This window comes from Prevotella lacticifex (assembly GCF_019973375.1).
Taxonomy (GTDB): domain Bacteria; phylum Bacteroidota; class Bacteroidia; order Bacteroidales; family Bacteroidaceae; genus Prevotella; species Prevotella lacticifex.
Window position 1 is genome coordinate 1416659 of record NZ_BPTV01000001.1, and the last position, 14380, is coordinate 1431038.

Sequence of the window (14380 nt, forward strand, 5' to 3'; positions counted from 1 at the left end):
AGAAATCATCAAATATACGATGATATATAATCATTTTCACAATTTATTAACATCTAATTTTATTAAGTTATGGGACTTATTAAAAAGCCAAACGAACTGAATGTGAATGTTCGTATCAAGATGCTGGTGTACGGCCAGCCGGGTTCTGGTAAAACAACTTTGGCACTCAGTGCCCCGAAGCCACTTCTTATTGACTTTGACAACGGTATCAACCGAGTTGACTATGAACTCATCAAAGATACCGTACAGGTAGAGAATTATGCTGACATTCTCAATCTTCTCAATAACGAGGACTTGTCAGATTACGAAACTCTGGTAATCGACACTGGAGGTAAGATGCTCGACTGCATGTCTGAGTATCTCATTGCCAGCAATCCGCGTCTGGGCAAGAGAAACGGCTCTCTCACACTGGAGGGCTACGGAGTGCGTAAAGTGGAGTTCACTTCGTTGCTGAAGCTCATCAACTCCAAGAAGAAGCACGTCATTTTCGTTGCTCATCGCACATCAGAGAAGAACGGAGACGATATGCGTTACGTTCCTCTGTTCGGTGGTTCCAACTACGATGCTCTGGCAACGGAACTGGACCTTGTCGGTTATCTTGTAGCAGAGGGCAACCGCAGAACCATCACTTTCGATCCTTGTGCCATGTCAGAGGGCAAGAACACTTGCAACCTCCCTGCAAGCATGGACGTTCCTTACTTGAAGAACGAGAGACGTGAGATTGTTGTAGAAAACAACTTCCTGGAGAAGGAGGTATTCAAGCGTTACATCGACCGCCTCAAAGAGCGTTCTGTCGAGGGTGAGGCATACAAGAAGCTTGTAGCGGAGATTGAAAATGACATCAACGCTATCAAGACTCCTGAAGATGCTACTTTATATATAAAAAAGGTAGAGAGCTACAACCACATCGGCAATTCCAAGGCAGTTGCTCGCAACAAGTTCATCGCTCGCGTTACGGAGTTGGGCTACAAGTATGACAATGCCACGAAGTCCTATTCTGTTCCTGCAGAAGAGAAGAAAGAAGCAGCCGAGGCACCTGCCGAAGCTGAGGGCAAAGCGAAGCCAGCCAAAGCAAAGGCTTCTAAAGAAGAACCGAAGAATGGAGGAACTGACAATGCAGAACAGCCAGCAGAGAACGCAGGATAAGCATTATTCTGCTTACGCTACGCTTCTTGACGGATTTCAGTCATATCTCGATGCGGAAAAGACTTACTACAAGTATTTCACATCGGAGAACCCCAGCATGACGGTTGATGAGTGGTGTGACAAGATGTACACCGACCTCATAAACAAAATAAACCGTGTGCCGTTCTCCAGTGAGGCAGCAGACATGGGTACCGCTTTCAATGAGCTGGTTGATGCCTTAATCAAGAAGCCGTTAGCAAAAAGGCTTGAGGAAAACGACATGGAGAGTGAGAATATCACTTTCCGTGTTGTTACCCTCCAGATAAAGGGAAGAAGAAAGACGGATCCTGTTGTGGAACGTGAAGCGTATGAAGTTGTCTTTGACCCGAAGAAAAAGGAGCGTGAGGAAGCCCTCGCCAACCATAAAGAGGGAGAAGAGCAGCCGGAAATCAAGGAAGCGCAGACTTTTACCTATTTCAAGGACATAACAGATGAGTTCGTGGAGTATTATGAAGGAGCGTTGCCACAGGTGTTCGTAATCGGGACTCTTGATACTCACTTCGGCAAAATTGACCTCTACGGCTATGCTGATGAGCTTCTTCCCTTTGCTTGTCACGATATTAAGACCACAAAGAACTACCATGCAGGAAACTTCAGAGAACACTGGCAGCATATAGTGTACCCTTACTGTCTGCACTGCATGGGTATGGACATAAACCATTTTGAGTACAATGTGACGAACTTCAAGGAGACTTTCACGGAAACCTATGTGTACGATGAAGAGCGAGACGTTCCGAAACTTAGAGACGTGTGTGAGCGTTTCATCCAGTTCATTGAGCATAACCGTGATGTCATTACAGACACAAAAGTATTTCATTCATTTAACGACAGATACAAATGACAGACGAGAAGTTGGTAGGTTCGCTGAACCTCGCAAAACTCACGAATGTGGGTATCATGACTATCAAGGGTCAGTCGTGCAACAAGAAGTGTGTAGTTATCCCCATCGAGGACAACGACATCTACGTAAAGGTCGAAGAAAAAACGGACCGGCAGGGCAACAGGTATGTTGACCGCAAGTTCAGCCTCGGTATCGAGATTTATGAGTCTCGAGAGAAAGACCAATACGGAAACACGCACTACATGAAGCCATCAACGAGCAAGGAGTATATCAATACCCACTCGCAGGCTGACCTTGATTTGCGCAACAAGATTTATCTCGGGAATCTCCACCCAGTGGCAATTCCAAGTAGTAACCAGGCTGCAACGGTAGAAGCACCGCCAGCAGAAGTAGTAACAAGTTCTGACGATGACTTACCATTCTAATGGAAAAACTGACGCTTGTGAAAAACGGCTACGAAGGGACGGTGCTGAGCCGCTCCCTCGTAGAAACCGTGGAAAAGCTCCCAGAGGGCAAATACAATATCTACATCGTAAAGAAGGACTATACTGCGTCAATACCGCAAAACAAACTCTTTTGGATGTGGATGACTCTGCTGGAGTATGAGACAGGGGAATCAAGGGTTAAATGGCACGACTACTTCTTGCAGTTATTCTTGCCGCCAGAGCAGAGAAGCATAAGGCACCTCAGTTCGCAAGCCCTGACACACCTCCTTAATCAGATACAAGCGGAAGCACTGGTAGAATGGAACATAGTTCTGCCGAGCCCAGAAGATAAAGACATTTATAACGATTTCGTATTAGAGTTTCAAAACAAGTAAAATTTTTAATCATGGATTTACAACTATTTCAAGACCTGACTCCAGCGGAGCGCATTGAAATGCTCGATGCACAGGCAGACGAAGTGACCGAAGAAATGTATCTTCGCCCTTATGACAACAGTGAGCTTGTCGAGAAGCGTGAAGAGTATGTCAAACTTTCCATTGAAATGGCAAACATCAAAGCCGAAGAGGATGAGGTTCGAGCCGAGTTCAAGGAAAGGAAAGACCCCATCACGAAGCAGATGAACACGCTCTTGTCAAACATTCGCCAAGGTGGTGAGAACGTACGTGGCAAACTATACAAGATAGTAGACCAGGATGAGCGTGTGACCGGATTCTATGACGAGGATGGTACATGCGTCAACCAGCGTAAGGCACTCCCCTCAGAGCTTAACGCTCCTACAATCTTCAGAGGTTTACGTGCTGAAAGTCGAAAGACTGGCACAGACGACAAATAATTAACCCATAACTTAACAATTTAATTTTTTCTATTATGGAAGATGAAAAAGTAGTTACCGTAAACATTGAGAACTACACAGGTGAGAAACCTATCGAAGTAATTGTTCGCAAGGGCGAGGCTGCAAAGGCCGTCGATCCCCTGCCAGAGAAGGAACCATTGAAGTGCAACCTCAGTGGAACAATCGATGCGCCTGCCAACTGGCTTGAGAAACGTGCAAGCGAGCTGGACAGCAAGGCAATCTATGCGATTGTTGACCGTGAGAAACTTTCAATCGGTCTGGTTGTCAACGAGACTGATGCTCGCAACAAGCGCACTATTGTCGGCAAGGCAGAAATGTCAGAGGTTTACAAAGACTTCCGTATCAACGACAATGATGGCTGGGAGCCTTCAAAGCTCGGACAGTTCGTTCGTCTGCATCGTGCTTTCTTTGAGGAGAGCAAGGTTGCCACGGAACTCGTCGCCAAGCTGAAGAAGTTCAGTGCCAATGTCCAGTCAAAGCTCGCCAAGGAGCAGGACCGCAACGGCAGCATGAAAGTCGCTTATGAGCAGGAGGTGACAAGCAACCTGCCCACATCTTTCAAGGTGAATATTCCTATCTTCAAGGGAGAGGAGAAGCGCCTTATCGAGGTGGAGGTTGACCACTACATTCAAGGTGCAGACTGCTATCTGCAGTTGTTCTCTCCCGATGCTCTTGACGTTGTCGAGAATACGACAGACAATCTTCTCAAAGCAGAGGTGGAGAGGCTCCAGAAAGCCGTTCCAGACATCGTTATCATCTATGGTCCGCTATCGAAGAATGGTGTAGAGTAATTCATGCAATATAAATTACGACCATATCAAATCCAAGCGAGTGATGCCGCTGTAAGATTCTTCTGCAACAAGAAGAGCGAGCGCAACGGCATCCTCGTTCTACCTACTGGTGCCGGTAAGTCACTTATTGTGGCTGACATCGCCAGTAGGCTAAAACAAAGTGTCCTCGTCCTACAGCCAAGCAAAGAGATTTTGGAGCAGAACTATGCAAAGTATCGAAGCTATGGTATGGAGAACTGTTCTATCTATTCAGCCTCCTTCAACAAGAAAGAAATCAGCGAGGTCACATTTGCCACTATAGGCTCCATCATGGCGCATATAGATGACTTCGACCACTTCCAGGCGATAATTATTGATGAGTGCCATGGTGTGAACCCTGTGGAGGGGCAATATGCAACATTCATCAAGAAGGTTAAGCGAAAGGTATTGGGGCTTACCGCAACCCCATATCGTCTGTATAATGCGCAGGGCATAACAACGGCAGAAAAAGGTTTCATGCCTAACGGCTCCTTTAAGACCGAAGACTATTTTATTGATGAGTTTCACCCCATGCCGGGTGTGACACTTACCAATGCTTGTATATTGAAATTTCTCACTCGCACACGTCCGAGAATATTCCATGACGTTCTATACGAGGTCAGCATACAAAGCCTTCTGCAGCAAGGGTTCCTTGCCAGGCTTAGGTACTTTGACCTGTCAATGATAGATACAAGGAGAGTAAAGCGAAACTCCACAGGCAGGGACTACGACGAGCAGTCATTGTCAGAAGAGTTTGCTCGCTGTGGACTCGCTAACCAACTGTCAAATATTGTCCAGCGTTTATTGCGACCGAAGGACGGGAAGCCTCGCAAGGGCATACTTGTATTCACACAGTTCATCGAAGAGAGCGAGCAACTGGCTAAGGAAGTGGAAGGTGTTGCTGTGGTCACAGGTGCCACAAAGAAGAAAGAGCGTGAGAAGATAATCACTGACTTCAAGGAAGGCAGGATTAAGGTTCTCGCCAATGTTGGTGTCCTGACTACAGGTTTCGATTATCCGGAGCTTGATACCGTTGTTATGGCGCGTCCCACGATGTCTTTAGCCATGTGGTACCAGATTGTCGGTCGTGCTATCCGACCGTTTGAAGGGAAGGATGGCTGGATTGTTGACCTCGGAGACAATCTCAAGCGCTTCGGAAAGGTGGACGATCTGAAACTTCAGATGAATAAGCCAGGCGAATACTTCATCAGCGGAGTTGTCGGTGGATATCAAAAACAACTTACAAATACGTATTTTACATAATGCCAAATAAAAGAGATACATTCAACAGAAGATTGCTCGAAGCCATCAAGAATGGCAAGGACGTGAGGAGCGTTCCTGCGAGAGTGGTCAAACAGGCTGCTGAACAAGCGCCTTACGAGTCAGACATTCAGCAAGCATGTATTCGTTGGTTCAAGAGGAACTACCCACAACTGGCTGAGGAAGGAATGTTGTTCCATATCGCCAACGAAGGCATCCGACTTGGTGGTATGGGAGCAAGGACAAAGCGTGAAGGTGTCGTAAAAGGAGTTGCGGACCTTTGCCTTTCAATCCCGATGCACGGCTTCGGTGCTCTGTATATAGAAATGAAGCGTCCTCATTGCTATCAGCGTCCAGAACAGAAGGCATGGCAGGCTAACGTGGAGAAGTACGGCAGTAAGTATGTCGTATGTAAGTCTGTCGATGAATTTGCCATTGAGATAAGAAGATACCTCACACGATAGTATGAGAGACTTTGGACTACTATACGAAACGATTGCAGACCCATGGTTTGCAGAGGAGCCGAAACGTATCACCTGGTTCCTCCAGCTGCTCGCGTCAGTCGATGATGCCGGAGTAGTGGAAATGAGTCGTGCAAAGTTCGGTAGCTTGTTCAAAGCAACTCCCGATGCAGCGTTCTACTTCCTTCAGCAACTTTCTAAACGTGAGTTAATTACACTTGAACAGCACGCAAGAAGTACGCAAATAACTATCTGTCATATAGATGGTTACGATGTTGTAACACGCAAACAGCACGCAAACAGCACGCAAACAGATGATAATACACGCAACTTACACGCAACTTACACGCAAGTAAATGACGGTAAATCAGAATGTTACGACCACTTTGCACGCAATCCACACGCAAACTCCACGCAAACTGAGGAAGAGCAAAGAACAGAAAACAGAAAAGAAACTTCTCTTTCCCCCACACCCCCTATTACTAAAGAAAAGATAAAAGAAAAGAAACCGCTAACGCGGAGTTGCGCTCCCGACTTTGTCGGAACCGCCTTACCTCTCCCCGGCAAAGATTCAGAGAAGGAAAGGAAAGCTGAAGAGCGCAGGAAGAAAGCTGAGGAACGCAAGGCAAAAGAGAAGTCTCTAATCACGAAGGCAAGGGAGGTGTTTGAAACATACTATCACGAATTGTATGATGCCGACTATTACTGGCAAGCCAAGGATGCCGTAGCAATGAAGAGGCTGCTCCAGAAAATCACCTTCGGCAGAACCAACAGGGCACAGCCGTTACCGTGCGAAGATGATGATCTACTCAAAGCGCTTGATATTTTCCTCCGGATGATAAACAAAGCGTGGCTGATGAATAATTTTTCCGTCAACAAGATTGATGGGCAGTACAATGAAATAGTTTCCGAAATAAAAAACAAGAATAATCATGTCTCAAGAATTAAAAAGAGCCAGCAAACCTCAACCGCTATCCTTGCTAATCAAGCAGCAGGTCTCCTCAATGACATTGCAAAAGCGGACGAACTCTATTATCGAGGTGAGCAAGGAGGCAGCGGAACTTCGTAAGCATGCGCCCTCTGTCATAATAGGAGCATACGATATTTCGCTACAGGACAAGGCCATCGCAGCATTCCCGACAGTTGATCGGTGCAGCGAAGTTGACTCGCCACAGTTGGGTGTTCTGTCAGAAGCCTTTCCTGCTCATATCGACCAGCGTACTGGGGAGGAGATACAGGATATGGCGGTTGTCTGGATGCAAGGGCATTTGATAGCCGTAAGCATGTTCTGCGGTGCAAGGGAGAAGATGAATGAGTGGCAGTCGAAGTCACTGTGTAGTCAAATCATCAATGAGCACCCCACCCTGACGTTGATGGAGTTCATTCTCTTCTGCTCCAGACTTCGCTCAGCAAAGTATGGTAAATTCTACGGTTCCATCGACCCTGCCGAGATTCTTGGGTCTCTTGATTTATTCTTAAAGGACAAACGTCAAGACATAGCCAGGCACATGGAGGAAGTGGAGCGACAGCGCAGGGAGAAGGAATGGGAGGAAAGCCGTAAGAACGCTATCACTTACGAGGAATTTCTTAGGCGCAAGGAAAGTGGAGAGTACCCAACTCTCTCTAAACTGGAGCAAGCTGAAAAGCAATCACCACCAGTCGAAAAAAAGTTGCATATTTGATAAAAATAATTGCCCAAAAGTTTGCATATTTGATAAAATTGTCGTACCTTTGTGGTAGCAAATAAGATAAATAAGTTATCACTTAAAACTCTGAACATCATGGTAAAGTACGATGAATTTACAGCAGAAGACCTCCAGATGGAGTGTGTAGGAAAAGACTGGTTGGCAGAGGCTATAGCACCTTTTGTAGCAAACGGTTGCAGTATTCTGTTGAGCTATCATGAAGGCTGTGGGTATTCGATTTATGCAAAGGGCAATATTCCTAACGAATACAAAGTATAACATGGCTCCAGCAAAGAGGAAAATAATTCAGAGTCCCGAAGAACCGGCTTCATGTATGTTCTGCGCAAATTGTCAATTACTCCAGTGGGGAAAGGATCCAATCATAGCAGACTGTGAAGCGAAACATACGAGGGAAGTGGCTAACGGCATTAGGCAGTGCGCAAGCTTTGAAAAGTCAAAGGTTCTCCCAAAAGAGATAAAGCATCTACCCAAGAAATACGGACTCATTATGGATTGACCAAAGAGAACATCATTCATAGTTATTCATTATTTAATTTATTTAGCAAATGGAACTTTTCAAGAAACTTTCCGAAATTATGGGCGAGGGTTGTACTCTCACAATCAACATCGCCAAGACAGAGAACGGCATGACAGTAGGAGTCCTGCCTGGTAACAAACTCGTTAAGGACGCAGCCAAGAGCAAGATTGTTCCTCTTAACATCAACGGAACCGCAGAGGAACTCGATGAGGGCTTTATCGAAGCCATTCTCCAGCCGGTTGCAAAGACCAATGGCATGTTTGCTGACATCAAGTCCTTTGAGGAAGCACAAAAAGCCGCCAAGGAGGCTTCTGAAATGGAGAAGAAAACCAAGGAGGAGGCAAAAAAGAACTCCACCAATTTCTCCAAGTGGATGGAACTTGCAGACCAGAACTTAAAGGAAAGCAAGTTCAAGGATGCTATCACCTGCGCAAAGAACGCACTCCAGTATGCAGACAAGGTAGCTGGAGGCAAAGCCAAGGCTGACGAGCTTATCAAGAAAGCAACGGAACAGGGGGCAGGCGGATTGTTCGGTGACATGGACGACAAGTCTGACGGTAAGAACGTCAAGATTGACGCAAAGAGTCCAGAGCCAGCAAAGGCAGAGACCCAGGAGAGTGATGACGAAGACAACGAATAACCTAAAAAACAAGCATTATGGCACTTCAAGTATCAACCTATAAGAGAGTTTTCAAGCACGGCAACATCACCCTCGCAGACCCCAACCCGGATATGACTCCAGAGCAGGTTATGGGTTTTTATTCCAACCAGTACCCGGAGCTGACAACAAGTAACGTACACGGTCCAGTCATTGAGGGCGAGGAAGCCGTTTACACGTTCAAGACCACAGTAGGAACCAAAGGCTAATGGACAGGAAACAGCAAAAAGAGAAAGAGCAATGGCAGTTTCATCAGCAAATAGGACGAATACTCACGGAATCTCTATCAGAGCGAAGCTCAGAGGAGAAACGCATCCAGCCCGAAGAAATGTGCGCCATAATTTTCTAAATGCACATTTTGAGAGCATACCCGGGTATCGTATAGCTGCTAATGAAGCTGCCGTTGCTTTTGGTAGCCCAGAGAACGACATCGCAAGGCTTAGAGGAGAAGTCGAGGTTTTCTGCAAGAAATATAACGTCCAAGACTCCTTACCAGAAGTAACAGGAAACTACTTATGTGACGTTAACAACCTCTTCAAATTCCTAAAGGAGCATCTGCCCGAAGGCTGGTGCGCTGAGTGCGTGCGAGTGTCGGGTGATGACTCTCCCCTCAAATTTGTCGTTTACAGGTTACACAAAGACTTCCCGGAATACACCGTTTGGTCATTGCCTATCGGAAAACTTGAATCGGTAGATGAAAAGACGAGGAAACTGCTTCTGACCACGTTTGCCATGCTGCACCGAAAGGACGTTTACACATATCCAAAGGATAACTACGACATGCAGTACATTCTCGGTGTGTGTGAATATGGCTGGGGCGAGACAGACGAGGAGGGCAATCTGAGATTTGACGAACAGGCTGAGTTCTGGGACGAAGAATACAAGAAATGGGTTGAAAGTTACATTGCAGGAGACATCAACGAGTTATTCAACGAAATAGAGTGCATCGAGCAGGGCGAAATGGATGGCGAGGGTCCTATTTCTCGCAAGCTGACCGACATGATAGCTCAGTACAGGAAAGAGAAATACCACAATCCAAGGCTCCTCGATATTATAGAGCAGCTTGTGGAACTATGCGACGAGAATTGGCTCAGTGACTTCCATCTTGCCATGATAAGGAATGAGTTTGGTGACGATTTCGCCTCAGAAGAAGATGCAAGTTCAGAGCTTATGGATTTCAGCAGATTATTCTTCTTTGTTTACGACACGGACGATCCAATCTGTCAGAACATGGTAGATATGTTCAACGCAGACGCAAATAATATGGAAGTCGGGAATATGTATTCATTCTCATTCATTGACAGTGAAAACATTGAGGAAAGGATGGGCGAGACTTTCCCTGAAAGATGGGCTAATGTTCATTCAAAGTTCATAGACGAATTATTATCATGAGTAAAATTACAGAGATTCTTAACCAGGTGTACGAACCGTTTTGCGCCATAGTAGCGTACAGAGCAGATGGTCATTATTCAAATAGTACATCATACTACCTGGAACAGCACAGAATAAACCAAAACGGCATCTTAGGAGCAGGCAAGCCACTGAAGCAAAAGACAATGGTGAAACTGTTCAGTGCAATATCACAGGCGAACAAACAGTTAGACAGCAGTCTCTATGGTGCAGTGCCTGACAACGTGTTATACTGTGATACTCGCCTTGGAAACGAAAGGCTTGTTTGGTACAGGAAGCCGGAAGAGCGAATGCTTTACTTCACTGACAGCCTCGATATTCCAAACGGAAGGATGAAAGTCCCAGGGCTTGTTTATGTGGTAAGGGGCAAGACGTTGAGCGTGTATGCGTATAAGGGGAGCAAGCCAAAGAGCCAGTTGTTCTTTGCTCCTTTCATGAACACGAGCGAAGAGTCGGTATGCCTCGGTAATTCAAAGGTGGTATTTCCTGAAGAGAGAACCTTTGAGAACATTATCGGGTACTGGGAGAAAATGTTTTGGCAGTCCGAATTTTCGCACATTCTCGGTGACAACCCATGTCTCGGTAATCTCGCCACAATAACCAAAGATTGTATATTAAATGGCAAAGCATTCCCCAGTGATATGCTGAAGCCTGCAAAGAAGAAACTTCAAGACTTATTCAAATGAGTAAAATACACTACACGGAGAAATATCTCCTCAATCCTTATCATCCAGTAGAGGTGAATGTAATCGGAGCCGGTGGCACAGGTTGTCAAGTGCTGACCTCCCTTGCACGTATCAGTTGTGCGCTGAAGCAGTTAGGACACCCCGGTCTCCATGTGAACGTCATTGACGGAGACATCGTGACAAAATCAAATCTCGGCAGGCAATTATTTTCAGCTTCAGAAGTGGGACTCAACAAAGCAATGGTGCTCGCCAACCGTATCAACCGTTTCTTCGGCTTTGATTGGGATGCGATAAGAGAGAACTACCCTTATAAAGATTGCACCACGGCAAACGTAACCATTACCTGCGTCGATAATGTCAAGGCAAGGATTGAGATAGGTAAGTTTCTCCGTAAAAACATTAAGCCAAAGACGAGTGGCGACCACGACATGACAAAGCCGTATTACTGGCTCGACTTCGGAAATACTACAGATACAGGTCAAGTGGTACTCGGCACGATCAGCAAGATAGAGCAGCCAAAGAAGAGCAATAAGGAGGCGACAAACAAGCTCAAATGCGTGGACGAAATGTTTGACCTCACCAAAGTCAAGGATGAGGATAGCGGTCCGTCATGTTCATTGGCAGAGGCACTACGAAAGCAGGACTTGTTCATCAACTCTACCATAGCCCAGCTTGGCTGTAATATCTTCTGGAAATTATTCAGTGGTTCCATCGAGAATCATGGAGTTTTCCTCAACTTAAAGACTCTCAATTCTAACCCGATAAAGATTTAGCATCATGGCATTCAATCTAAAAGACAAAAAGAACGGCAAGGATGGCAAGAAGAAGGTCATCAAGCTCAAGCACGACCAAGCCTTACAAGTGGCGAGGAAGGTAGTCCAGGCGCACAAAGTGCAAGCTCAAAAAGAGAAAAGAGGCAGCATGAAGAAGGCTGTTGACGACTTTCAGCAAGATGGATCCCTGGAGCGACTCAACAACCTTGTTTCAATGATATTCCTCTTGCGTGCTCAAAGTAACCGTATCATGGCAGAAATAGAGTTGCTCCTCGATAGAGGTAATCTTGTTTATGGAGAAATCAAGCACAAGGTAAATAGGATTATCGAAGCGGAGAACCAGCTCTTCCATGTAATGAGGGAGTTGATGGAGGGGGGCGGCAAGGAATTTTGGCACGACTCTGACCGCTTTGACGTTGATTTCTACAACTACATGGGTATTCGTCAAGGCTGGAAGCCGGGAGAGCCATCATCTTTCTCTTCTTTCATTGGCACGCAGAACCTTATCCATGTTGGAGTGTCGGAGAAGGGAGAGCCTCGTAAGGTTCTCATTGGTCGCAACTATGACGGTACGCTGTGGATTGCAGACAACGACCAGTGCAAAGAAGTGTGTCAGATACCCAAAGAATGGTTCCCGAACATCAAGCCACACGAAACTCTGTGGGTGACCATTAACCCAATATTGAAGATGTAGCCCACCCTAATCTATATGGGAAAAGATGAAGTGATACAACATAATTCGTGGGAGTTCAATGAGGAAGTGTCGGAAGTCTTTTCTGACATGCTCTCACGTTCTATCCCTGACTATGATAACATGCGAGATTTAATGTTTCGCATGGCAAGGAATTTCGTTACTCCATATTCCAACGTCCTCGACATAGGCTGTTCTACAGGTCTTTCATCAAAGAGACTCATAGAGTGTGACGAAGCGCAAAAGACGGATTTTACGCTTATCGACATTAGCGAGCCGATGCTGACGAAGTGCAAGGAGTTCTACAGGGGAAGAAGGAATGTAGATGTAAGGTATTGGGACATTACTGAGGGGTGTCCCATTTGCTGTTGCTCGGTAATCATATCCTGTCTAACTCTTCAGTTCGTTCCTATTGAATACCGTCAGAAGATTATCTCCAGCATCTACAACTCGCTGAATAAGGGCGGAGCCTTGTTCCTCGTAGAAAAGGTTATCGGGCATTCGCACACTATCGACGAAGTGATGGTCAAGGAGTATTACGAAATCAAGCGCGAGAACGCTTACACGGAGAAGCAGATAAAAGCCAAGCGTAAGGCTCTTGCTGGCACGCTCGTTCCACTCACCATCAAGATGAACGAGTCGTTATTGGAGGTCGCTGGCTTTCGTAAGATAGACACCTTCTGGCGCTACCTCAATTTCTGTGGTATCATAGCAGTGAAATAATTTGCATATTTGATAAAAATAATTGCCCGAAAGTTTGCATATTTGATAAAATTGTCGTATCTTTGCAGTAGCAAATAAGATAAATAAGTTATCACTTAAAACTCTGAACATTATGGCAACAACATCAAAGAAGCAGTACACACTGGTAGTTACACGTCATTTCTTCTACAACCGTCCAAGCGACGAAAGAGAAGTGAGCGGAACGCTGGAAGAGCTTACGAAGTATTTTTCGTACACCTTAGAAGTGGGAAATTCGTGGGACCACAAAATTCCAACGAACCCGAGAACCATCAAGAGTCTCTTGTCGGCACTCGAAAAGAGTTACGAGATAAAGAACAACGGCATGACATCGGTAAAACTAAAGGAGGCAGCATGAGCACCCCCTGGCAAGGAAAGACGAATGCCAATAAAATACTAATATCAGTAAATTGAATTATGACAGCTCCACTTGTAATATCGGCAAGTCGCAGAACAGATATTCCGGCTTTCTATGCTGACTGGTTTATGTCTCGCATGGAGGCTGGCTTCTGTGAATACCCGAACCCGTTTAGTCAGAAGCCGGTACACGTAGATCTGACAAAAGCAAAGTGTATAGTGTTCTGGACGAAGAACCCAGTACCGATGCTCAAGCACCTCAAGAGGCTCGACGATATGGGTATCAAGTATTATTTCCAGTACACGCTCAACAATTACGATGACACAGGGCTGGAGCCGGAACTCAAATGCGTAGAAGAAAGGATCCGTGACTTCCAGTTACTCTCTGAGAGAATCGGAAAGGAAAAAGTCATCTTTCGTTATGACCCCTTGATTTTGGCGAATGGCATGCGTTGTGCTTACCTCATGCGCAGAGTCCTGGAGGTGGCGAACAAGGTTTGTAACTACACTGAGAAAATGGTATTCAGCTTTGCAGACCTCGATTATCAAAAGGTGAAACTAAACTTAGAGCGCAAGGCGATAGAAGTACGAGAGTTTCATGACTACGAAATGGAGACTATCGGTGAGCTGCTTGGGAAGTTTGGAAGGGAAGCTGGTGTAAGGGTGGCAACATGTTCAGAGAGAATAGACCTCTCAAAGTATGGTATCGAGCATAACAGGTGTGTTGACCCAGAACTGATATTGAGGCTCACGGACAACGATGAAGAGGTAGCACGTTACCTGATGGGGAACAGTGGGCAAAGGAACTTGTGCGGTTGTGCAAAGAGTGTTGATATAGGAATTTATGACACTTGCGTTCACAACTGCGCTTATTGCTATGCAACGAGGAGCGTAGAGTTAGCTCGCGCTAATTACGAAAAGCACCTGTCAAATCAACAAAATAAATCAATAATATGAATAATCAAAATTTCAAGAAAGGAGGTCCA

20 protein-coding genes are annotated in these 14380 nt (G+C 45.6%); all 20 read left to right on the forward strand.

Translation table 11 applies throughout. The features are described from left to right. Positions 1–69: 69 nt before the first annotated feature. Complete coding sequence (locus LDN30_RS05375; protein ID WP_223928884.1) at positions 70–1146, forward strand: ATP-binding protein; 1077 nt, start codon at positions 70–72, stop codon at positions 1144–1146. Continuing rightward, positions 1100–2026: an HNH endonuclease gene (locus LDN30_RS05380; RefSeq protein ID WP_223928885.1), complete on the forward strand. Its 927-nt coding sequence runs from the start codon at positions 1100–1102 to the stop codon at positions 2024–2026. The genes LDN30_RS05375 and LDN30_RS05380 overlap by 47 nt, the downstream gene beginning before the upstream one ends. Continuing rightward, positions 2023–2451: a hypothetical protein gene (locus LDN30_RS05385; protein ID WP_223928886.1), complete on the forward strand. Its 429-nt coding sequence runs from the start codon at positions 2023–2025 to the stop codon at positions 2449–2451. Before LDN30_RS05380 ends, LDN30_RS05385 begins: the two co-directional genes overlap by 4 nt. Next, complete coding sequence (locus tag LDN30_RS05390) at positions 2451–2846, forward strand: hypothetical protein (RefSeq protein ID WP_223928887.1); 396 nt, start codon at positions 2451–2453, stop codon at positions 2844–2846. The genes LDN30_RS05385 and LDN30_RS05390 overlap by 1 nt, the downstream gene beginning before the upstream one ends. Before the next feature lie 11 nt (positions 2847–2857). Further along, complete coding sequence (locus LDN30_RS05395; protein ID WP_223928888.1) at positions 2858–3304, forward strand: hypothetical protein; 447 nt, start codon at positions 2858–2860, stop codon at positions 3302–3304. 35 nt (positions 3305–3339) lie between these two features. Continuing rightward, positions 3340–4116, forward strand: a complete 777-nt coding sequence (locus LDN30_RS05400; protein ID WP_223928889.1) for a hypothetical protein — start codon at positions 3340–3342, stop codon at positions 4114–4116. 3 nt (positions 4117–4119) lie between these two features. Further along, entirely contained in the window at positions 4120–5397 is a 1278-nt protein-coding gene (locus LDN30_RS05405; protein ID WP_223928890.1) for a DEAD/DEAH box helicase, read from the forward strand. Next, the gene (locus LDN30_RS05410; protein ID WP_223928891.1) at positions 5397–5858 is read left to right on the forward strand and encodes a VRR-NUC domain-containing protein; all 462 of its coding nucleotides are present in this window, start codon (positions 5397–5399) and stop codon (positions 5856–5858) included. The genes LDN30_RS05405 and LDN30_RS05410 overlap by 1 nt, the downstream gene beginning before the upstream one ends. 1 nt (position 5859) lies before the next feature. After that, positions 5860–6924 (forward strand): hypothetical protein, encoded by a 1065-nt coding sequence (locus LDN30_RS05415; RefSeq protein WP_223928892.1) that lies wholly within the window; start codon positions 5860–5862, stop codon positions 6922–6924. Beyond that, entirely contained in the window at positions 6896–7537 is a 642-nt protein-coding gene (locus LDN30_RS05420) for a DUF6633 family protein (protein WP_223928893.1), read from the forward strand. The genes LDN30_RS05415 and LDN30_RS05420 overlap by 29 nt, the downstream gene beginning before the upstream one ends. Positions 7538–7636: 99 nt before the next feature. Continuing rightward, a complete protein-coding gene (locus LDN30_RS05425; protein ID WP_223928894.1) occupies positions 7637–7819 on the forward strand; it encodes a hypothetical protein in 183 nt (60 codons plus the stop codon). Positions 7820–8106: 287 nt separating this feature from the next. Then, the gene (locus LDN30_RS05430) at positions 8107–8718 is read left to right on the forward strand and encodes a PRTRC system protein E (protein ID WP_223928895.1); all 612 of its coding nucleotides are present in this window, start codon (positions 8107–8109) and stop codon (positions 8716–8718) included. A gap of 17 nt (positions 8719–8735) precedes the next feature. After that, positions 8736–8945, forward strand: coding sequence for a PRTRC system protein C (locus LDN30_RS05435; RefSeq protein WP_223928896.1), 210 nt, complete (start codon positions 8736–8738; stop codon positions 8943–8945). Between the two features lie 31 nt (positions 8946–8976). Continuing rightward, the gene (locus tag LDN30_RS05440) at positions 8977–10128 is read left to right on the forward strand and encodes a hypothetical protein (RefSeq protein ID WP_223928897.1); all 1152 of its coding nucleotides are present in this window, start codon (positions 8977–8979) and stop codon (positions 10126–10128) included. Next, positions 10125–10832: a prokaryotic E2 ligase family D protein gene (locus tag LDN30_RS05445; protein ID WP_223928898.1), complete on the forward strand. Its 708-nt coding sequence runs from the start codon at positions 10125–10127 to the stop codon at positions 10830–10832. The genes LDN30_RS05440 and LDN30_RS05445 overlap by 4 nt, the downstream gene beginning before the upstream one ends. Further along, a complete protein-coding gene (locus tag LDN30_RS05450) occupies positions 10829–11605 on the forward strand; it encodes a PRTRC system ThiF family protein (protein WP_223928899.1) in 777 nt (258 codons plus the stop codon). The genes LDN30_RS05445 and LDN30_RS05450 overlap by 4 nt, the downstream gene beginning before the upstream one ends. A 4-nt stretch (positions 11606–11609) precedes the next feature. Beyond that, a complete protein-coding gene (locus tag LDN30_RS05455; protein ID WP_223928900.1) occupies positions 11610–12299 on the forward strand; it encodes a hypothetical protein in 690 nt (229 codons plus the stop codon). Positions 12300–12314: 15 nt separating this feature from the next. Then, the gene (locus tag LDN30_RS05460; protein WP_223928901.1) at positions 12315–13019 is read left to right on the forward strand and encodes a methyltransferase domain-containing protein; all 705 of its coding nucleotides are present in this window, start codon (positions 12315–12317) and stop codon (positions 13017–13019) included. A 112-nt stretch (positions 13020–13131) separates the two neighbouring features. Beyond that, entirely contained in the window at positions 13132–13395 is a 264-nt protein-coding gene (locus LDN30_RS05465) for a hypothetical protein (protein ID WP_223928902.1), read from the forward strand. Positions 13396–13454: 59 nt separating this feature from the next. Further along, positions 13455–14351, forward strand: coding sequence for a DUF1848 domain-containing protein (locus LDN30_RS05470; protein ID WP_223928903.1), 897 nt, complete (start codon positions 13455–13457; stop codon positions 14349–14351). The last annotated feature ends 29 nt before the right edge of the window (positions 14352–14380 follow it).